General features: G+C 24.9%; 20 protein-coding genes. 9 read left to right on the top strand and 11 right to left on the bottom strand.

Annotated features, from left to right (window positions below):
- Nucleotides 1–177 precede the first annotated feature (177 nt).
- From HMPREF1871_RS00955 to mbhE, 7 genes are all read right to left on the bottom strand, one after another.
- Nucleotides 178–555, bottom strand: a complete 378-nt coding sequence (locus HMPREF1871_RS00955) for a monovalent cation/H(+) antiporter subunit G (RefSeq protein WP_066128767.1) — start codon at nt 553–555, stop codon at nt 178–180.
- A complete protein-coding gene (locus tag HMPREF1871_RS06355) occupies nt 542–754 on the bottom strand; it encodes a monovalent cation/H+ antiporter complex subunit F (protein WP_269746034.1) in 213 nt (70 codons plus the stop codon). Before HMPREF1871_RS06355 ends, HMPREF1871_RS00955 begins: the two co-directional genes overlap by 14 nt.
- A gap of 77 nt (nt 755–831) precedes the next feature.
- On the bottom strand, nt 832–1,308 hold the full coding sequence (locus HMPREF1871_RS00945) for a Na+/H+ antiporter subunit E (RefSeq protein WP_066128761.1): 477 nt from the start codon (nt 1,306–1,308) through the stop codon (nt 832–834).
- A gap of 6 nt (nt 1,309–1,314) precedes the next feature.
- Nucleotides 1,315–2,793, bottom strand: coding sequence for a proton-conducting transporter transmembrane domain-containing protein (locus tag HMPREF1871_RS00940; RefSeq protein WP_066128759.1), 1,479 nt, complete (start codon nt 2,791–2,793; stop codon nt 1,315–1,317).
- Nucleotides 2,786–3,145 (bottom strand): sodium:proton antiporter, encoded by a 360-nt coding sequence (locus HMPREF1871_RS00935; protein ID WP_066128757.1) that lies wholly within the window; start codon nt 3,143–3,145, stop codon nt 2,786–2,788. The genes HMPREF1871_RS00940 and HMPREF1871_RS00935 overlap by 8 nt, the downstream gene beginning before the upstream one ends.
- 1 nt (nt 3,146) lies before the next feature.
- Nucleotides 3,147–3,572 (bottom strand): MnhB domain-containing protein, encoded by a 426-nt coding sequence (locus HMPREF1871_RS00930; protein WP_066128754.1) that lies wholly within the window; start codon nt 3,570–3,572, stop codon nt 3,147–3,149.
- Entirely contained in the window at nt 3,562–5,919 is a 2,358-nt protein-coding gene (gene mbhE / locus HMPREF1871_RS00925; RefSeq protein ID WP_066128751.1) for a hydrogen gas-evolving membrane-bound hydrogenase subunit E, read from the bottom strand. The genes HMPREF1871_RS00930 and mbhE overlap by 11 nt, the downstream gene beginning before the upstream one ends.
- A gap of 354 nt (nt 5,920–6,273) precedes the next feature.
- Here mbhE and gltX point away from each other — a divergent pair, with 354 nt between their 5' ends.
- The 6 genes from gltX to HMPREF1871_RS00895 all read left to right on the top strand — a co-directional run bounded on the left by gltX (nt 6,274) and on the right by HMPREF1871_RS00895 (nt 11,128).
- Nucleotides 6,274–7,728, top strand: a complete 1,455-nt coding sequence (gltX, locus tag HMPREF1871_RS00920; RefSeq protein ID WP_066128746.1) for a glutamate--tRNA ligase — start codon at nt 6,274–6,276, stop codon at nt 7,726–7,728.
- A 228-nt stretch (nt 7,729–7,956) separates the two neighbouring features.
- A complete protein-coding gene (gene secE / locus HMPREF1871_RS00915) occupies nt 7,957–8,127 on the top strand; it encodes a preprotein translocase subunit SecE (protein ID WP_066128744.1) in 171 nt (56 codons plus the stop codon).
- Between the two features lie 9 nt (nt 8,128–8,136).
- Nucleotides 8,137–8,694: a transcription termination/antitermination protein NusG gene (gene nusG / locus HMPREF1871_RS00910; protein ID WP_066128741.1), complete on the top strand. Its 558-nt coding sequence runs from the start codon at nt 8,137–8,139 to the stop codon at nt 8,692–8,694.
- 17 nt (nt 8,695–8,711) lie between these two features.
- Nucleotides 8,712–9,569: a DegV family protein gene (locus HMPREF1871_RS00905; RefSeq protein ID WP_066128737.1), complete on the top strand. Its 858-nt coding sequence runs from the start codon at nt 8,712–8,714 to the stop codon at nt 9,567–9,569.
- A 102-nt stretch (nt 9,570–9,671) separates the two neighbouring features.
- Nucleotides 9,672–10,649, top strand: coding sequence for a glycosyltransferase family A protein (locus HMPREF1871_RS00900; RefSeq protein WP_066128732.1), 978 nt, complete (start codon nt 9,672–9,674; stop codon nt 10,647–10,649).
- A 23-nt stretch (nt 10,650–10,672) separates the two neighbouring features.
- Nucleotides 10,673–11,128: a flavodoxin domain-containing protein gene (locus HMPREF1871_RS00895; protein ID WP_066128729.1), complete on the top strand. Its 456-nt coding sequence runs from the start codon at nt 10,673–10,675 to the stop codon at nt 11,126–11,128.
- A gap of 54 nt (nt 11,129–11,182) precedes the next feature.
- Here the strand turns inward: HMPREF1871_RS00895 and HMPREF1871_RS00890 are convergent, their stop codons facing one another.
- Genes HMPREF1871_RS00890 through mvk form a run of 4 tightly spaced genes read right to left on the bottom strand, consistent with a single transcriptional unit; the run spans nt 11,183 to nt 14,844 of the window.
- The gene (locus HMPREF1871_RS00890; protein WP_066128727.1) at nt 11,183–12,127 is read right to left on the bottom strand and encodes an alpha-hydroxy-acid oxidizing protein; all 945 of its coding nucleotides are present in this window, start codon (nt 12,125–12,127) and stop codon (nt 11,183–11,185) included.
- A gap of 7 nt (nt 12,128–12,134) precedes the next feature.
- The gene (locus tag HMPREF1871_RS00885) at nt 12,135–13,175 is read right to left on the bottom strand and encodes a mevalonate kinase family protein (RefSeq protein ID WP_066128724.1); all 1,041 of its coding nucleotides are present in this window, start codon (nt 13,173–13,175) and stop codon (nt 12,135–12,137) included.
- On the bottom strand, nt 13,142–14,053 hold the full coding sequence (gene mvaD / locus HMPREF1871_RS00880; protein WP_066128721.1) for a diphosphomevalonate decarboxylase: 912 nt from the start codon (nt 14,051–14,053) through the stop codon (nt 13,142–13,144). The genes HMPREF1871_RS00885 and mvaD overlap by 34 nt, the downstream gene beginning before the upstream one ends.
- Nucleotides 14,035–14,844, bottom strand: a complete 810-nt coding sequence (mvk, locus tag HMPREF1871_RS00875) for a mevalonate kinase (protein WP_066128718.1) — start codon at nt 14,842–14,844, stop codon at nt 14,035–14,037. Before mvk ends, mvaD begins: the two co-directional genes overlap by 19 nt.
- Before the next feature lie 238 nt (nt 14,845–15,082).
- Here mvk and HMPREF1871_RS00870 point away from each other — a divergent pair, with 238 nt between their 5' ends.
- From HMPREF1871_RS00870 to rpmG, 3 genes are all read left to right on the top strand, one after another.
- Nucleotides 15,083–16,042 carry a serine hydrolase gene (locus HMPREF1871_RS00870; RefSeq protein ID WP_066128717.1) on the top strand — a complete coding sequence of 320 codons (960 nt, stop codon included), beginning with the start codon at nt 15,083–15,085 and terminating at the stop codon, nt 16,040–16,042.
- Between the two features lie 120 nt (nt 16,043–16,162).
- Nucleotides 16,163–18,736, top strand: coding sequence for a preprotein translocase subunit SecA (secA, locus tag HMPREF1871_RS00865; RefSeq protein WP_232297335.1), 2,574 nt, complete (start codon nt 16,163–16,165; stop codon nt 18,734–18,736).
- Between the two features lie 67 nt (nt 18,737–18,803).
- Nucleotides 18,804–18,953, top strand: a complete 150-nt coding sequence (gene rpmG, locus HMPREF1871_RS00860) for a 50S ribosomal protein L33 (RefSeq protein WP_003145675.1) — start codon at nt 18,804–18,806, stop codon at nt 18,951–18,953.
- Nucleotides 18,954–19,058: the final 105 nt, after the last annotated feature.

Below are 19,058 nucleotides of genomic sequence, written 5' to 3'. Positions count from 1 at the left end.
ATTTTGTATTAGTCAATTACATCACTAATTTTGTTTAGTATTAGAAAATAAATTTCTTTTTATGGAATTTTAAAAATTATAAATAATTAATATATAAATTAAAATTTTAAAGTAGTTTAGTAGTTTATATTGTTTTAAAATAAAAAGTTCCCTAAAAGGAACTTTTATTTTAAAATTTTAATTTGTTTCTTTATTATTAAATTTTTTTATATCATTAATCAAATTATCAACTTGATTTTTTCTTTTGAAAAAAGCATTATTTTTATAAATAATAGACGTTAATGATATCATATGTGCTGTTATAGGAGAAACTAATATTATAAATATAATAGCTAATATTAATTTATATTCTAAGGTATTTAAATATTTATAAAAGAATAAAAATCCAGCTATTAAAATTAATTCGACAGCAAAAGATCCTGTAACACCTGAAGCGTGTAATTTACATATTTCATCAGGTAATCTTATAAAACCTAATATAGTGCTCACCATAGCTATAATAGCTAGTATTATAAGAAAGATAATTATTATAGTTATTATCTTATTTATTATCATTGTTTAAAACCTCCTTGCGAGAAAGAAATCTGGTAGTAACCACGGTACCAACAAAGCAAATTATAGATATAATGAGTATTAATGTAATATAAGAAAGTGTTTTGTAATACATGCTTACTAAAACGATAGAAGATATTAACGGCATAGCTATAAGGTCGCTTGCAATAAGTTTATCATATATATTTTTTTTACTAACCATATAGTATAAAAGAAAAATAATCATAATAAACGATATAAAAATACCACAAAGTATAGTAATATTTAATATTTTTTCCATTAGCTTACCTCCAATATTGATTTTTCAAATGTTTCTTTTATAGCAAGTATTTCTTCTTGGATATTTTCTGTATCTAACCTATGTATAAATAGTTTTGAATTGTCGTGACTTATATTGACTGTTATTGTTCCGGGAGTCAAAGTTATCATATTTGATAGCATAACTATTTGCCAATTTTTCTTGATTTCTAAAGGGTATTCAAAAATAGCAGGATTAACATCTAGTTTAGGTTTATACATAAGTTTTAAAACACTTATATCAGCTTTTAGTAATTCTATTAAAAATAATAAAATAAGTTTTATCCATTTATATAAGTAGATAAAGTATAATTGTTTTCCTGGCATATATTTTCTAAAGATGCAGATTACTATAATTCCCCAAAAGAATCCAATAAAAAAGTATTCATGGCTAAATGTACTAGCAAAGAACATCCAAAGAATTCCAAAAAATATATTTATTAAAAATTGAATTGTCATAATGAATTATCCTTTCTTTAGTACTAGGTCTATATATATTTGCGGATTTATTATTGTGTTAGTTGCATTTTGTAAAAATGGATCTATTAAATTACTACATAGTCCTATAATTATAGCTAATGCTAAAAGCATCAAAACAGGGAACATTAAAATTTTAGGTAAAGGCTTGAATTCTAGAGTTTTATTTATATTATCGTAGAATATATTTAAAAATATTTTAATAAGAGAGTAGAGTATAATAAGCCCAGAAAGAGCTACTAGAATAGCTACTAAAATTTGTTTTTCCTCGATAAGTCCTCTTAAAATAAGTGCTTTTCCATAAAATCCACTAAATGGAGGAACACCCGCTAAGCAAAGTGAAGATATAAAAAATGTCCATCCTAGTAAAGGATATTTATTTATAAGTCCACATTTTTTGATATTTTTTACATTACAAATATAGATTATAATTCCAACTATTAGGAATAATACAGATTTTAGTAAAATATCATGAATTGCATATAAAATTACTCCTTTTAGGCCACTATTATTTAAAGTCGATGCTCCAGCTACCATAATTCCTAGTGAAATTACTATGTTAAATATAATAATTTGTTTTAAATTTTTTTGATAAATAGCTCCTATAGAACCAGCTATTATAGATATTGTTGCTAAGAATAGTAAAAAGTATTTTATAAAACTAGATTCATAATAAAATAAGCTGTATGTTCTTATGATTGAATATAATCCTACTTTTGTTAGTAGAGCAGCAAATATTACGGACACACCAATAGGAGGTGCAGCATATGCTCTATTCATCCAAGTGAATAGAGGGAATAAAGCCCCCTTCATGGCAAAAACAAAAATCATCACAGCACCTACAAGGTAAACTCCTCTTTTATCAGGTAATAATGAAATGGTTTTAGAAATATAAGCCATGTTTAGACTACCAACTATTGTGTATAAATATGCTACGCTTATTACAAATAAGCTACCTGCAAAAACATTCATAAGAACATAGCTTATTGACGATTTAACTTGTTCTTTTTTTGTTCCTACTAAAAGAAGTAGGTATGATGACATTAATAATATTTCATAAAAAACAAATAAATTAAAAATATCACCTGTAGTAAAAGCTCCATTGATTCCTACCATTATAAGTAAAAATCCAGTATAGAAGAAACTATTTTCTGTGTTTATATCAACAGTTTTAAACGAATATATTAAAGTCATTAAGAATACAAATGACGAGATAGAAATTAAAATACTATTTATTCCATCAAGAGTTAATGTTATTCCAAATGGACTTTTCCAGTTTCCCATTTCTAAAATAAGAGCTTTATATTTATAAATTTTTATAGTATTGTAAATAGCACTAGCAAGTACTAATAATGTAGCTACAAAAGTTATTTGTCTTTGTTTTACAGTATTATTTTTAAAAAATATTGTTATTGCTGCAAAAAGAAGAGGAATAACTATAGGTATTACAGGTAAATTACTAAGCATCTTTATTTACCTCCTTGATATAGTCTATATCTTCTAAAATACTTATATCATCTGTATTTTTGAGTTTATAATTAGATATGTAAATAGAAATTAATAAGCAAGTTACTGCAAATCCAATAACAATTGCAGTTAGTATAAGTGCAGCCGGGATAGGGTCAATATAATTATTTCCCAATTCAGAAATAATAGGGATAGCTCCATCATAAAGTCCACCAGAAATTAGTATTATAAGGTTTGCTGCATGGCTAAAAAGTCCAACTCCAATTATAATCCTTATAGTACTTTTAGAAAGCATCATATAAACTCCAAAGCTGACTAGGATGCCACAAAGAATTATCATATAAAATTCCATATTATTTTCCGTCCTTTCCAAATGATATGATAATAGTCATTAAAACTCCCACAACTACAAAATAAACTCCAAGATCAAATAGTGCAGCTGTATGAAGCTCAACTTCACCTATTAGGGGAAAGTGTATATGTGTAAAGTGATGTTTGAAAAAATTTTCTCCAAAAAATATTCCACTTATTGCTGTAAATATAGAAAAGACAAGTCCTAGTGCAATCACATATATGTAATTTATTTTTAAAATACTATTTATTTTATTTATTCCATATGTAAACATTAAAAGGCTAAGTGCCATAGTACATAATAATCCTCCTACAAAGCCACCACCAGGAGCAAAATGTCCTCCAAAGTATAAATAAAGAGATAATAAAAATATAAATGTGGAAATAATACCAGCTAATGTTTTCAATATAAGTTCATTAGTTTTCATTTTTAAATTCTCCTTTTTTCATAATTTTGAACATTGAATAAATAATTAATGCTACCATACTCATTACAGTTATTTCAAATAGAGTATCAAATCCTCTGAAGTCCACGATTATAACATTTACTATATTTCCTCCACCAGAAGGAACAACGTTGTTACTATAAAATGGACTTATTATTGAAGGATTTTTATATGCATAAGAAACAAGTCCTACAATAATAAAACTAATACCTGTAATTATCGCTATAAAAGCATTAGTAAATTTAAAGGTTATTTTTTCAATATGTTTAGTGTTTTTTGTAAGTAATATGAAAGCTATTAAAAATATTATGGTTGATATAGATTCAATAACAAATTGAGTCATAGCAAGGTCTGGTGCTCTAAATGTTACATATAGTGCTGTCATCATAAAACCAACACCAGAAGATGTCATTATTATAGCAATTCTATTTGTCATCTTAGATAGTGCAATACAACAAACAATAATTCCTATTGCTATTATAATATTCATATAATGTATCTTAGAAAAGTTACCAATTAACTTGGGTTTATCTAAGAAAAAGTAGCCGAAAATAATTGTTGCTGATAGGGATAAGAAGATATAACTCATATTTCTTCTTAATCTATTTGTTACAAAATTATCATGTAAAATTTTAGATACACTATGAATAATAAAGCCACCTTTATTATATAATTCTTGAATATTAACTATTACTGGATTATAACTATAAATTTTATTTTTATTTGCAAATGTAAAATATATTAACAGACCTAAAATAATAATTACTATAGATGTTAAAAGTTCTGTAGTTATTAAATTATTATGTTTAATATTAGATATAAATTGCTTATTATAGACTATAGATTGTTGAGCTGGTATAACTAAATAGTCTTTATAAAAATTATTTATTAAAGTTAATATAGCTAATATTAATGGTGAAATAATAAATCCTTTAGAAGGTTTATGTAATTTTCTATCTTTTAAAATAGCATCATCGAATTTTCCTAAAAAAGGTTTGAAAGCTAAAATAATTGAATATACAAAAGTACCAATAGAAGCAATAATTATTAATAATATTACTAAATAATAAATACTACTTATATTAGCAAGTTGATAAACAACGGTTAAGAAAAATTCTTTAGAATAAAATCCACTAAATGGAGGAACACCAGCCATAGATAATGCTGCTAATATACTAATAATAAAACTTATTGGTAAAAAAGTTTTCGCTCCTCTTATTAATGATATATTACGAGAATTAACAGTATGATCTATTATACCTGCAATCATAAACAAACATGCTTTGAAAACTGCATGATTAAGAATATGAAAACATACTGCATAAAATGCAAAAGTATAAATAACATTTTGATTATTATAAAGTCCTAAACTACCTATACCAATCATAATTATCATCATACCTAATTGACTTATTGTTGAATATGCTAATATAGCTTTTAAATCTTTTAAGAAAACAGCATTTATAGATCCTATAAGCATTGTTAAAGTACCAAAAATAATTAGTATAGTACTAAATTTGTAGCTTAAAGAAAAAATAATACTAGTTCTAAGAAGTAAATAAACTCCTGCTTTTACCATTGTAGCCGAATGTAGATAACTACTTATAGGAGTTGGAGCTGCCATAGCATCAGGAAGCCATATATGAAATGGGAATTGTGCTGATTTTGTAAAGGCTCCAATAATAAGTAACACCATTGCAATAAATGTATAATTAGATTTATCACTTGTATTTTTGTAAAAATCAATTATTTGTGTTAAATTGAAACTTCCAGTAATTTCTCTGATAATAAAGATTCCAACTAGCATACAAAGTCCACCTAATACTGTGATTAATAGAGATTTTAATGCCCCTTTTCTAGAAACTTCACTTTCATGCCAATAACTAATTAGCAAGAATGATGAAATAGAAGTGAACTCCCAAGACATATACATACTTAGCATATTATCTGATAAGACAATTCCAAGCATACTAGCCATAAAAATCATAAGAAATATGTAAAATTTATGTAATTTACTATCTTCCTTATTCATATAAAATATAGAATATATTATTACTAGTGTACCAATTCCTGTTATAAGAAGAGAAAAAAGTAATGATAATCCATCTAGTTTTAAGTTCAAATCAAGTCCAACATTAGAAGCAAAATTTAAATTGCTAATTATGTTATTACCATTATAAATAGTTGTTATTTTGCTAACAAAATAAACAAATATAACTAATGGAATAAAGAAAACGAAATATCCCAAATGTACATTTCTAATTTTCTTCCTTATTAAAGGTATTATAAAAATCGCAAGAAGCGGTAATAATATACTTATTTGTAACATCAAAAACCCCTCTTTCTTAAGTATAATATTATAATAATATATTATATAACATAAAGAAAAAAAATTCTATATAGAGTAAGAAAGACAAAAAGTATTTATAACTTTTTAAATGTTTAGTAAAATATAAATTATTGTAAAAATTTTTGCTGTTTTTATAATTAGCTTGGCAACCTATGTTAAATATATTTAATAATATTTAGAAAAATAAATTTTATTTTAAAAAATACAATATAAAATACATATTAGTAATATATAAGTAGAGATAAGTATATAAATTTATCATTTATTGATTTTTACAAATTGCTAGTGTATAATTAGTTTAAAAAATTACATTTTATAATATGAGGTGTTAAAATGAAAAAAGTAAGAGTAAGATATGCTCCTTCGCCAACAGGTAATTTGCATATAGGAAATGCAAGAACGGCTCTTTTCAATTATTTATTTGCAAAACACTATAATGGGGATTTTGTATTAAGAATAGAAGATACGGACTTTAAACGTAATAAAGAAGAAGGCGAAAGAAGTCAGCTTAAATATTTGAAATGGTTGGGCTTGGATTATGATGAAGGTATTTTTAAAGAAAAAGATTGTGGCCCATACAGACAGTCAGAGAGATTAGATATATATAAAAAATATGCTGAAAAACTATTAAAAGAAGGTAAAGCATATAAATGTTATATGACTGCAGAAGAGTTAGAAGAAGAGAGAGAAGAACAAAAAAAACAAGGATTACCTCCTAGATATAGTGGAAAACATGCTCATTTAACAAAGGAACAAGAAGAAGCTTTTGAAAGAGAGGGAAGAAAACCTTCAATTCGTATTAGAGTTCCAAAAGATGGAAAATATGAATGGGATGACATGGTAAAAGGTGAATTATCTTTTTTAGGGAAAGATTTTGGAGATTTTGTTATTTTAAAAAATAATGGAGTAGCTACATATAATTTTTGCGTAGTTATTGATGATTATTTAATGGGAATAACTCATGTCTTAAGAGGAGATGACCATGTATCTAACACGCCAAAACAATTAGTAGTTTATGAAGCATTAGGAATTGAGCCACCAAAATTTGGACATATGACTTTGATAGTAAATGAAAATAAAAAGAAATTATCTAAGAGAGATGAAAGTATTATTCAATTTATAGAACAGTATGATGATTTGGGATATTTACCAGAAGCAATTTTTAATTTTATAGCTCTTTTGGGATGGTCTCCAGAGGGAGAAGAAGAAATTTTCTCTAAAGAAGAGTTTTGTAAAATATTCGATGAAAGACGTTTAAGCACTTCACCAGCATTTTTTGATAATCAAAAATTAACATGGATTAATAATCAATATATAAAAAAACAACCTTTGAAAAGAATAAAGGATCTTTCATTACCATTTTTGGTTAAGAAAGGGATAACTACAGAAGAAAAAATTGAACAAAATAAAGAATGGTATGAAAAATTGATATCATTATATCAACCACAGATGAGTTATGGAGCAGAAATAGTAGAATTAACAACACAATTTTTTAAAAAAGAATTAGAGTTTACTGATCAAGAAAAAGAAATATTAGAAATTGAAACTAACAGTATTGTTTTCAATTCTCTATTAGAAAAAATAAAAAAATTAAAAGAATTTAATGCTTTAGAAATAAAAAAAATTATAAAAGAAGTACAAAAGGAAACAAAAGTAAAGGGAAAAAATTTATTTATGCCTATAAGAGTAGCTGTAACTGGAGAAACTCATGGTCCAGAATTAAGTGTAAGTTTAGAATTATTAGGCAAAGAAACTGTTGTTAATAGAATCAAAAAATGTTTAAAATAAATAGTGTTATTTAATCTAATAAGTACATAGTTACTTATTAGATTTTTTTAAAAATTAATAATTAAAAAGTTTATTATAATATTTGTAAAAGGAAAAATATTTTTAATGAAATACTATTAAATTTAATTATTAAGATAATATAATATTTATAATTAATAGACTTTAATAATTTAATATAGTATAATAGTGTCTATATTGAGTAAATTTTTAAATTACGAGAGGTAGATAATGATTAAATTTTTAAAAGCAGTAGTAACTGAAATAAAAAAAGTAAGTTGGCCTACTATGCCAGAACTTTTAAGAAAAACAGCTATTGTAATTTTTTCTGTTGCAATAATTATGGCTTTTATTTATTTTGTTGATTTGGGGATATCAACAGTTTTAAGACAAATGAAGTAAGGAGTTAAAATGGAAGAAAATACAATTAATAAAGAATGGTATGTTATACATACATATTCAGGATATGAAAATAAAGTAAAAGACAATTTAGAAAAACGTGTTGAAACGTTAAATATGCAAGACAAAATTTTTAGAATAGTAGTACCAGAAGAAAAAAGAGTAATAACTACTCCAACAGGTAAAAAGAGAGAAATAAATAAAAAAACTTTTCCAGGATATGTTTTAGTAGAATTAGTAATGACAGATGAGTCATGGTTTATAGTAAGAAATACTCCTGGAGTAACAGGATTTGTAGGATCTCATGGGGGAGGGAGTAAACCTGAACCTTTATTACCTGAAGAAATAAATTTTATTTTAAAAGAAATGGGATTAGCAAGTATATCTGAAATTGATATGGAAAAAGGAGATAGAGTTAAAATTATTTCTGGACCTTTTTCAGATATGGAAGGAATTGTATCAAACATAGATTTACCAAATTACAAAGTGGATGTTCTTATAGAACTTATGGGAAGATCTACTAAGGTAGAGTTAGAATTATATCATGTAGAAAAAATAACCAATTATTAGAAAGATTAGGTAAGTATATGAAAAAAACAGCAGTACTTGTAGATTCAACAGCATATATGGACAATGCCTTAAAAAATAATAAAAATTTAAGAATTGTTTATTTAACTGTAAATATTGATAAACAAGTAAAAAAAGAAATATTAGACATAAATATGGATGAATATCTAAAATATTTGTCAAAAGAAAGAAAAAAATTTCCTACAACATCTCAACCTGCTATAGGAGAAATAGTAAAAGTATTACAAAATTTAAAAAAAGAAGGATATACAGACGTTATAGCAATAGCGTTATCTAGTGGTATAAGTGGTACATATTCATCTTATAAAACAGCATCTTTAATGGTTGAGGGAATAGAATTGCATACTTTTGATTCTGAAGTTTCATGTCAGGCAGAAACATATTATGTTAGAAAAGCACTGAGATTAATAGAAGAAGGAGTTTGCCCTGAAAAAATAATAAATGAATTAGATGAAATGAAAAAAATTTCAAGGGCATATTTTGTTGTAGATGATCTTTCACATTTACAAAGAGGAGGAAGATTAACTCATGCAGAAGCAATAATAGGAAGTCTTCTTCAAGTAAAACCTATTTTACATTTTGAAAATACAAAAATAGTTCCTTATCAAAAAATAAGAACATTGAAGAAAACTATAAAGAAAATGTATGAACTTTTTGATGAATATTATACTAAAAATATAGGTAAGAATATATATATTAGCGTTTTACATATTAATAATATAGAAAAGGCAGAAGAAATAAAAGAGTATTTAGAAAGTAATTATAAAAATATAAATATAGAAGTAGGAGAAATAGGTCCAGTAATAGCAACCCACTTAGGACCTGGAGTTATAGGTATGTGTTATACTATATTATAAGATTAGCATTGCTAATCTTTTTTTATAAAAAATAAATTTTTACTAAATTTTCATATTATATGGTATAATCAAAATAGAATATTACTAGTAGAGGAAATAGTAATGAAAAATTTAAATTTTACAAAAGATATTTTTGTTGATACTATTTTAATAAACGATGAAATACTTATAAAAAAATTAAAAACAGCAAAAAGAGACTATAGATTTTCGATAATTTTAAGTTCTTATAGAAAAAAGGAAAATTTAAAAAATATAATAGAAAATTTACTATTACAAAAAGAACAAAATTTTGAAATACTTATAATAGATGATTTGATGACTAATGAAATAGAAAATATATATGAGTTGTTTTTTAATTATGAAAATATAAATTATATAAAAAAACAGTTAGGTTCAAGATCTAGTGCAAAAAATATAGCTATAAGTTATTCAAAAGGAGAATACATCATATTTATAGAAGAAGAAGTTAAGTCTTTAAATCAAGATTATTTATTAAATTTTGAGAAAAAGATAAAAACAAAATATTATGATATTATTGCATTAAAAGATACAATTTTTGATTATAATAGAACTGGTATTGAATTTTTAAATGATGAGATTTTGAGAAAAAAAGAAAAAATAGAGTCCTGTCTTGCTTTTTATGCTATAAAAAAACAATTTTTAAATTTATATTTATTACAATTTAGTACAGATATATTAGAAGGAGAAAATCTTTATTTTAAAATAAAACTTTTTAATATAGTAAAAAATATATCATATATAGACAATATAAGTTTTATAAAAAAAGAAGGTAAAAGGCTAAATGACAATATCATAAAGAATAATGAATATATATCGCGTAAACTAAAAATGATAGAAAAAATTGAAAAATATCTTAGTAATATTGATAATAACGATTATTTAAAATATTTGTGTGGATATCTATATCTAGAAACTCTTAAATATGTTAATGATATAAAATTAGAAAAAAGTATTTTACTATCTATAGCAGAAAGAGAAGAGTATTTTAAAAAAGATTCATTTTTTAAAAGGTTTATTTTGAAAATATCGCCAAAAATATTTATTAAGAAATATTTATAAAAATAAAATTCTGGAGGTTCAAATTGAATATTAACTTAATATATGCTAGTCTTACAGGGAATACTGAAGCACTTAGCGAACTAATAGTGGAAAAATTTAAAGATGATAAAAATATAGATGTAAAACTCAATTTTGTTGAAGATATGAGTGATTATTCATTGCTAGAAGATTCTGACGCCTTTATAATAGCAACGTATACTTATGGTGATGGAGATTTACCAGAAGAAATGGAAGATTTATATAATACTATTCCTTCACTTAATTTAAATGGAAAAATTTATGGCGTTGTAGGCACAGGAGACACAACATATGATGAATTTTGCGTATGTGTCGATCAATTTGATAAACAAATAAAAAAAGCTGGAGGAGTTAATCCAACAAGTAATTTAAAAATAGAAATAGAAGCAGATTGTGATGAAGATTTTGAAAATATTAATAAATTTATAGAAGACTTTTCTAATGCTTTAAAAGAAAAATAGTATCATAAAAAAAGAACGATATTAGCAAAAATATTGTTCTTTTTTTTATAATTATTATATTTTTCTTATTTTTCCATATAAATCATTAATATTTTTAGAATTAGTTATTATCATTAAATATACTATTTCTTTTTGCCATTTTTGTATTTCATTTATAAGAGCATTTTTCCCTTTATTTATTAATATATCTAAAAATACTCGAGATATACCACAAGCTTTAGCTCCTAATGCTAAGGTTTTTATTATATCAAGAGGATTTCGGATACCTCCACTTGCTATTATATCAATATTATTACGATATTTTTTAGCTATTTCGAGCGAAAAAGCTGTAGTGTAACCAATTTCCTCAAGATACGGAGAAGGAGTAGAACTTCTAATATTTTCGATTCTAGCAAAATTTGTCCCATCACGTCCGCTAATATCAATAGCATCTAATTTTAAATCAATAGCCATTTTAATAGTATTTTCATTCATTCCAAATCCAGTTTCTTTTAAGATTATAGGAACTTTTGTTTTTTCTCTTACATTTTTTAAAGTTTTATACCAATTTTCAAAATTTTTATCTCCTTCTGGCATTATCATTTCTTGTAGTGGATTAGTATGAAGCTGAAGATATTTTGCATTAGTATATTTTAAAGATGATAAAATTTCCTGTACTGATTTATCTAATCCTATATTTAATGTATTGTTTTTAGGATATGCGATTTTATCTTTTTCATTGTACAATGCAGGGGAAAATGATCCAGAAAAAAATTTAATATTTGTGATATTGCTAACTTCTAATAGAATATCGTTTATTTTATTACATTCTTTTCCACCCCCTGTGATTGCATTTATGAAAAAAGGCCACTCCCATTCATCGCCACAAATATTAGTTTTTGTAGATACATCATTTATTCCTATTAATGGAATACTATTATAATCTATTCTATAGGAATCTAAGCTTGTTTTTATAGTTTTTTCACTAAGTGCTATATTAATATGATCTTTTTTTCTCATAATTTCCTCACAATTTTTTCAAATCTAAAGTAACAGTAAATTTTTTCACTGTATCTGTTTTAAATGCTAATACCATATCTCCACATCCAGAACCGCTTTGTTTTCCACATGGATACATCATAATAAATTTTTTCATATCTATTGTTTCCATTGGTATATTAGATATTCTTTCTAGATATAATAAATTTTTTCTTATATCTTTTATTATGGGAATTATAAGATTAGGATTGCTTTGTTTTAAAAATGCTTTTAATCTTAAAGTTAGCTGATTTGACCTATCAATAAATCTTTTATATTTTGCTTTTTCTAACATTCTTTTTATTTTTTTTCTTATATTGTTAGTTTCTAAGAACATATCTTTTTTGTTTTGGCTCCATCTTTTAACATGAATTTTTGTATCTATGGCTTCTCCCGTCCATTTAGCAATCATTTCTAATGGAGCTTTAACATCTATTTTTTCTATTTTAAGATCTGGCCAAGGAAGTTTATCAATAATTTCTTTTGGGGAATTATTTTTAATATAGTGATATAGTTTCTCTTGATTAAATTTTTGATAAAAAATCACCCCTTGATTACAACTTGCTGCAACATCACCCATAGATCCTTTTAGATTGTTTATAATACTGAATGTAACTATTATTTTAAAAATTTTCAGGTTATCATATGAAACATTATAAAATCTAAGCATAGCTTTCGTAATTGCGACTAAGACAGCTCCACTAGATCCTAAACCATACTTTTTATTGTCACTTATTAATTCGTTATGAATTGTTAATGAAAAGTCTTCATATTTATCTACATAATTTCTTATAAAATTAATTAATTTTTGAATAATTGTAAAGTTTTCATGGTAATCTTCCATTAAAATTTCTTTATTGTGCATATTGTCATAAATTGTAGTTTTAGTTGATTTTGAAATAAATGCTATAATTTTTTTAGGAACAGAGGTAATAATGGCTTTAGAAGAATTTTCTAATATAGCATATTCTCCGCAGATATAAAGTTTTCCGTATCCTATTCCATACATAAAATGATTTTTTTTGTCCATAGTTTTTTAACTTCCTTATATATTAAGTCTTGGTTTTCTCTTTGATATAAAATTTTAACATTTGGACCAGCATCTATAGTAAAATAACATTCAATTCCTTTTTTTCTTAATTTTTTTACTATGTCTATAGCCTTATATGTTTCATTTGTTAAAAAAGAAAAAGGTGGATTAGCTTTTTTTGTTGTCGAATGCATATATAGAGCATTATCCTCAGCGATTTCGCCTATTTTTTTAAAGTCTGATTTTTTAATTGCATCTAGCATATTAGAAAAATCATTTTTTGCTTTACATACCCAGTCATTATAATTAGAGGAAGTATTTACACAAATTTCCATTGCTTTTCTACTAGAAATTTCTTTTCTATTTTCATTAACTACTAAAACCATCATCGCTAGATTAATATCAGATTTTATTTCCTTTACAGTGCCATCTTCTAGCCAAGATGCCATTTTATAAAAACTTCTACATGAAGAGCCAGAGCCTTCTTTGGCAATAGATATTAATTCTTCTTTAGATTTATTGAGATTAAAGTATTCATTACATGCTATTACTAATGCCATTGTACCGCTTGAACTAGATGAAAGACCAGCTGCTGTTGGTAAAGAATTATAACTAATTATTTTGATTTTTTCTCTATTTTTAGGAATAAATTTATTTATAAAATTTATTATTTTAGATAATTCTTCTTTAGATTGTTTTTCATCGTTAATATAAAATTCGTCATCATTAGAAGAACTTTTTATTATTTTAGTTTTGGTTTTTAATTTATCTAACCTTAATGATAAGTTGGGGTTGAATGGTAAAACGGGATTTTTTTGTTTTTTCCCCCAATATTTAACTAAAGCAATATTTGCATATCCTATACTGAAACTATCCATGATAAGAATCCTTTCTCTTTTAATTTTTTCTGAATATATTTAGCACTTTCATAGCTTTTACAAAGTGAAATACAACATCCTCCATTTCCCCCACCAGTAAGCTTACTACCTAGTGCATTGTTTTTGTTACAAATTTCTACCACTTCATCATTTTTTTCATGGCTAACATTAATTTTTTTTAGAATATCGTGTGCTAAATTCATATACTGTCCAATTTTTTCTAATTGTTTTTTTTCTAAGCAGGGAATAACTTTTTCTGTAATATCACCTAAAATATCAATATATTTTTTGTTTTTTTTATAATTTTTTCTTACGTTAGCAACAGTATCTTTGGTTATTCCTATAACTCCAGTATCTATTATAAGAAGAAAAGCATCTAGTTTAAAATCTAATTTTTTAGCTCCAGCATCTTTAGAAAAAACAAGAGGATAATCATTTAGAACCTGATTAACATCTATACCACTTGGATTTCCATGTATAAATTTTTCACATGAATCAGCTATTTCTTTAATATTTTCAACATTAGCAGCACGACAAATTGCTACACATAATGCAGCGGAAGACCCCAGTCCCTTACCTACTGGTATTTTACTTTCAATTAAAATTTCTGTATTATCATCAATATTGCATTTATTTGCAATAAATTTAAGAGTTTCATCTCTTTTTTGTTTATTATTTTTATTTTTTAGTAATTTTACATTTACTGTCATTTCTAATAGTGGAATAGTTATTCCTTTTTTTCCATATACAACAGAATGCTCACCAAAAAAAATAGCTTTAGCGTGTGTCATCTCAACCTCATTAATCATTTTATTTGTACATTAATTATAATAAAAAAATTAATTATTGTAAATGTCTTTAAATTATTATTAGTTGCATGATAAATTAATATTTTATTTTAAAATTATATATCGACGATAAAAATAATCAGGATGTATTTTAAATATTATAAACAAGAATAAATCTTTTTTTGATAAATGTGTTATAATAGAGAAGATTTAAAATTATAGTAATTTAGGAGTAAAGATAATGAAAAAAATAATATATAAAAAAAAAATAAGAATTTTTATAGAAATTCTAATAAGTTTAATAATAATTTTTTTTATTTTTATTTCTAGATACATACTTGAGGAAGGGTTAAATACACATTCTTATTTTAAGAAAATAGGATATACTAAAGAAAATAGTGCTATTCAAGAAGATAATCAAGAATATGAGAAAAAGTCAAATTCAGAAGTAGATATGTCAGAAAAAATAGATAATATATTAAAAGAATATGAAACAGATAATAATAAAATAGGAATAGTTTACTATGATTTAAAAAATAATTATAGATATTCGAATAGTAGTGATGAATATTTTTCAATGGCCAGTACAACAAAAGTCATATATGCTATGTATGTATATGACAGAGTTTATAAAGGACAAATATCAGAGGATGAAGAAATCCCTTATTATCCTAGTTATTTAGAAGAAGGAAATGGGGAAATAACAAACAATAAGAAAAAAAAATCATATAAATTAGATTATGTTATAAAAAATATGCTAACTTATTCTGATAATACTGCAACAAATATGATATTGGGAAATAAAAATAATACTACACAATTGTTAAAGAGCTTTTTTAGAAATAATTTTTCAATAGAAATTAAAGAAAATATGTTAAAAGAAAATAAATTGACACCTAGTCAAATGGAAAGTGCTTTTAAATATTTATATGAACATAAGGATAAGTATGAAAAAATTATAGAATATTTAAAAGATTCTAAATATAATGAATGGATTAAAAATGGTATTCATAATAAGATTATAGCAAGTAAATATGGCCAAATCTCAGGAGTTGCTAATGACTCTGCTATAGTTTTTGATGATAATAATGGTGACTATATATTGCTTATCTATACATATAATTTAAATAATCAAGAAAAGGTTATTGCTGATATAAGTAATAAAATAGATACATTGCATGATGAAAATAATAAAAATTAGGAAGTTAAAGTTTTTATTTTATATTTTAATCATATACTTTATTTTTTAAAAATTGCCAAAATATTTTATAAATGTTATAATTATTTGAAGTTGTAGGCAGTATATAATGAGAGGAAAAAAATAATGTCATTTTTAAGTAAAATATTTGATAATAATAAAAGAGAATTGAAACATCTTTCTAAAATTGCAGATAAAGTAATAGAAAGAGATAGTTATTATAAATCTTTATCAGAAATAGAGTTAAAAAATAAAACAGAAGAATTCAAAAATTATATAAAAGAAGAAAAAGAAAAAGGTAGAAAAAGTTCTGATATATTAGATGATATATTAATAGAAGCTTTTGCTGCAGCAAGAGAAGGAGCATATCGTTCTTTGGGATTAAAACCATTCAAAGTTCAAATTATGGGAGGAATAGTTTTACACCAAGGTGATATATCTGAGATGAAAACTGGTGAAGGTAAAACATTAACATCAACGATGCCAGTTTATTTAAATGCACTTGCTGGAGAAGGAGTTCATGTTATAACAGTAAACGAATATTTATCACAACGTGATAAAGAGGAGATGGGTGTTTTTTACGAATATATGGGACTTACTGTTGGATTAAATCTAAATTCATTGTCATCTCAAGAAAAAAGAGAAGCATATAATTGTGATATTACTTATTCTACAAACAATGAATTAGGATTTGACTATTTAAGAGATAATATGGTGAGAACAGTAGAATCTAGGGTTCAAAGGCCTTTAAATTTTGCAGTTATAGATGAGGTCGATTCGATTTTGATAGATGAAGCTAGAACACCACTAATTATATCAGGAGAGGGACAAGAATCTACATCTTTATATAAAGTTGCTAATTCATTTGTTAGAACATTAAAAAAATCTAATGAAGAGGATGGTAGTGATGGGGATTATACATTAGATATAAAAACTAAAGCAATTCAGCTTTCAGAAAATGGAATAGATAAAGCTGAAGAATATTTTGGATTACAAAATTTATATGATATAAAAAATGTAGAATTAACTCATCATATTAATCAAGCATTAAAAGCTAATTATACAATGAGTTTAGATGTAGATTATGTGGTTCAAGATGGTGAAATATTGATTGTTGATCAATTTACAGGTAGAACAATGCCAGGAAGAAGATTTTCTGAAGGACTACATCAAGCTATAGAAGCAAAAGAAAATGTAGTTATTCAAAAAGAAAGTAAAACAATGGCTACTATAACTTTCCAAAATTATTTTAGAATGTATAAAAAATTATCGGGGATGACTGGTACAGCAAAAACAGAAGAAGAAGAATTTAGAAATATTTATAATATGATAGTTACATGTATTCCTACAAATAAACCTGTAATAAGAATAGATGCACCAGATTTAGTATATTCTAATATGGATTCAAAATATAAAGCAATAGTAAGAGATGTAAAAGAAAGATATTTGCAAGGGCAACCCGTCCTTTTAGGTACAGTAGCAATTGAAACCAGTGAATTGCTTTCTAAGTTACTATATAAAGCTAGCGTTCCTCATAAAGTATTAAATGCTAAGCAAAATGAAAGTGAAGCAGAAATAATAAAAACAGCCGGTCAAAAAGGATCTATAACAATTGCAACTAACATGGCTGGACGTGGGACAGATATAAAATTAGGAGAAGGAGTTGTTGAACTAGGAGGGCTTGCAGTTATAGGTACAGAACGACATGAATCAAGAAGAATTGACAATCAGCTTAGAGGACGTTCTGGAAGACAAGGAGATCCTGGATTTTCAAGATTTTATCTTTCTTTAGAAGATGAACTTATGGTAAGATTTGGGGCAGATAGATTAAAAAAATTAATGAGTATGAACGATGATGCTCCATTAGAAAGTAGAATGATTTCAAGATCTGTAGAAAGTGCACAAAAAAGAGTAGAAGGTAATAATTTTGATGCAAGGAAACAAGTTTTACAGTATGACGATGTTCTTAGAAAACAACGTGAAATAATGTATAATGAAAGAAATCAGGTTTTAGAATCGGAAAAAGTTTCAGATACAATATCTTATATGATAAAAAATTCTATTCATAAAAATATAAATTATATATCTAATGTAGATTATTATGGAGAGCAAATTGAACTTGATGAGATAATAAAACAAATAAATGATAAATATTTTAGTAGTAATCCCATAATATTAAATGAAAATTCTGAATATACTACATTATCGGAAATAGAAGATAAGGTAATAAACAGGGTAGAAGAAGAAATTTCAAAAAAACGAGAATTGCTTACTGATGAAACTATGGATAGTTTTGAAAAATATATATTATTAAACTCTATAGATGAACATTGGACTGACCATATTGATCAAATGGATCAATTGAGAAAAGGAATATTTTTAAGATCATATGGGCAAATAGATCCTTTACGAGAATATAGAAATGAAGGACATATTATGTTTGAAAATATGATAGATGAAATTGAAGATTCTGTTGTTACTAATTTACTTAGAATAAAAGTAGAAAGAAAAGATGAAGTAGAGATAAAAGAAGAAGAAAAAGTTCTAGTTACTAATGATGGAAAAGAACATTTATCAAGAAAACCTATAAAAAGTTTATCAAGAGAAGAAAAAAAACAAAGAAAAAAAGATAGATTAGAAAAAATAAAAGATTTGAAAAAAAGAAAAAAAGAATTAGAAAAAAATACTGGATTTTAAATAAATATAATGATATAATCAATATGTTGTATGTAAAATTTGTATATTCTAAATAGGAGGTATATTTATGCGTGTAAATGTAACGTTAGCATGTACAGAGTGTGGAGATAGAAATTATATAACTAAGAAAAATAAAAGAAATAATCCAGACCGTATAGAGTTAAAAAAATATTGTCCAAGATTAAAAAAAGTAACTCTTCATAGAGAAACAAAATAAGAAACCTTATATTTTTAAGGTTTCTTTTATTTTATAAAAAATTATATTAATAATAAAAAAAGGAGAAATAAATTTATAAGGTGACCCCACAAAGTTGGACCTAAT

It is taken from the genome of Gemelliphila asaccharolytica, from assembly GCF_001553005.1.
Lineage (GTDB): Bacteria > Bacillota > Bacilli > Staphylococcales > Gemellaceae > Gemelliphila > Gemelliphila asaccharolytica.
This window is presented reverse-complemented; position numbering and strand designations above follow the sequence as displayed.

Coding starts and splice junctions, on each gene's coding strand:
- HMPREF1871_RS00955 (WP_066128767.1), bottom strand. CDS start 555: ATGATAATAAATAAGATAATAACTATAATAATTATCTTTCTTATAATA.
- HMPREF1871_RS06355 (WP_269746034.1), bottom strand. CDS start 754: ATGGTTAGTAAAAAAAATATATATGATAAACTTATTGCAAGCGACCTT.
- HMPREF1871_RS00945 (WP_066128761.1), bottom strand. CDS start 1,308: ATGACAATTCAATTTTTAATAAATATATTTTTTGGAATTCTTTGGATG.
- HMPREF1871_RS00940 (WP_066128759.1), bottom strand. CDS start 2,793: ATGCTTAGTAATTTACCTGTAATACCTATAGTTATTCCTCTTCTTTTT.
- HMPREF1871_RS00935 (WP_066128757.1), bottom strand. CDS start 3,145: ATGGAATTTTATATGATAATTCTTTGTGGCATCCTAGTCAGCTTTGGA.
- HMPREF1871_RS00930 (WP_066128754.1), bottom strand. CDS start 3,572: ATGAAAACTAATGAACTTATATTGAAAACATTAGCTGGTATTATTTCC.
- mbhE (WP_066128751.1), bottom strand. CDS start 5,919: ATGTTACAAATAAGTATATTATTACCGCTTCTTGCGATTTTTATAATA.
- gltX (WP_066128746.1), top strand. CDS start 6,274: ATGAAAAAAGTAAGAGTAAGATATGCTCCTTCGCCAACAGGTAATTTG.
- secE (WP_066128744.1), top strand. CDS start 7,957: ATGATTAAATTTTTAAAAGCAGTAGTAACTGAAATAAAAAAAGTAAGT.
- nusG (WP_066128741.1), top strand. CDS start 8,137: ATGGAAGAAAATACAATTAATAAAGAATGGTATGTTATACATACATAT.
- HMPREF1871_RS00905 (WP_066128737.1), top strand. CDS start 8,712: ATGAAAAAAACAGCAGTACTTGTAGATTCAACAGCATATATGGACAAT.
- HMPREF1871_RS00900 (WP_066128732.1), top strand. CDS start 9,672: ATGAAAAATTTAAATTTTACAAAAGATATTTTTGTTGATACTATTTTA.
- HMPREF1871_RS00890 (WP_066128727.1), bottom strand. CDS start 12,127: ATGAGAAAAAAAGATCATATTAATATAGCACTTAGTGAAAAAACTATA.
- HMPREF1871_RS00885 (WP_066128724.1), bottom strand. CDS start 13,175: ATGGACAAAAAAAATCATTTTATGTATGGAATAGGATACGGAAAACTT.
- mvaD (WP_066128721.1), bottom strand. CDS start 14,053: ATGGATAGTTTCAGTATAGGATATGCAAATATTGCTTTAGTTAAATAT.
- mvk (WP_066128718.1), bottom strand. CDS start 14,844: ATGACACACGCTAAAGCTATTTTTTTTGGTGAGCATTCTGTTGTATAT.
- HMPREF1871_RS00870 (WP_066128717.1), top strand. CDS start 15,083: ATGAAAAAAATAATATATAAAAAAAAAATAAGAATTTTTATAGAAATT.
- rpmG (WP_003145675.1), top strand. CDS start 18,804: ATGCGTGTAAATGTAACGTTAGCATGTACAGAGTGTGGAGATAGAAAT.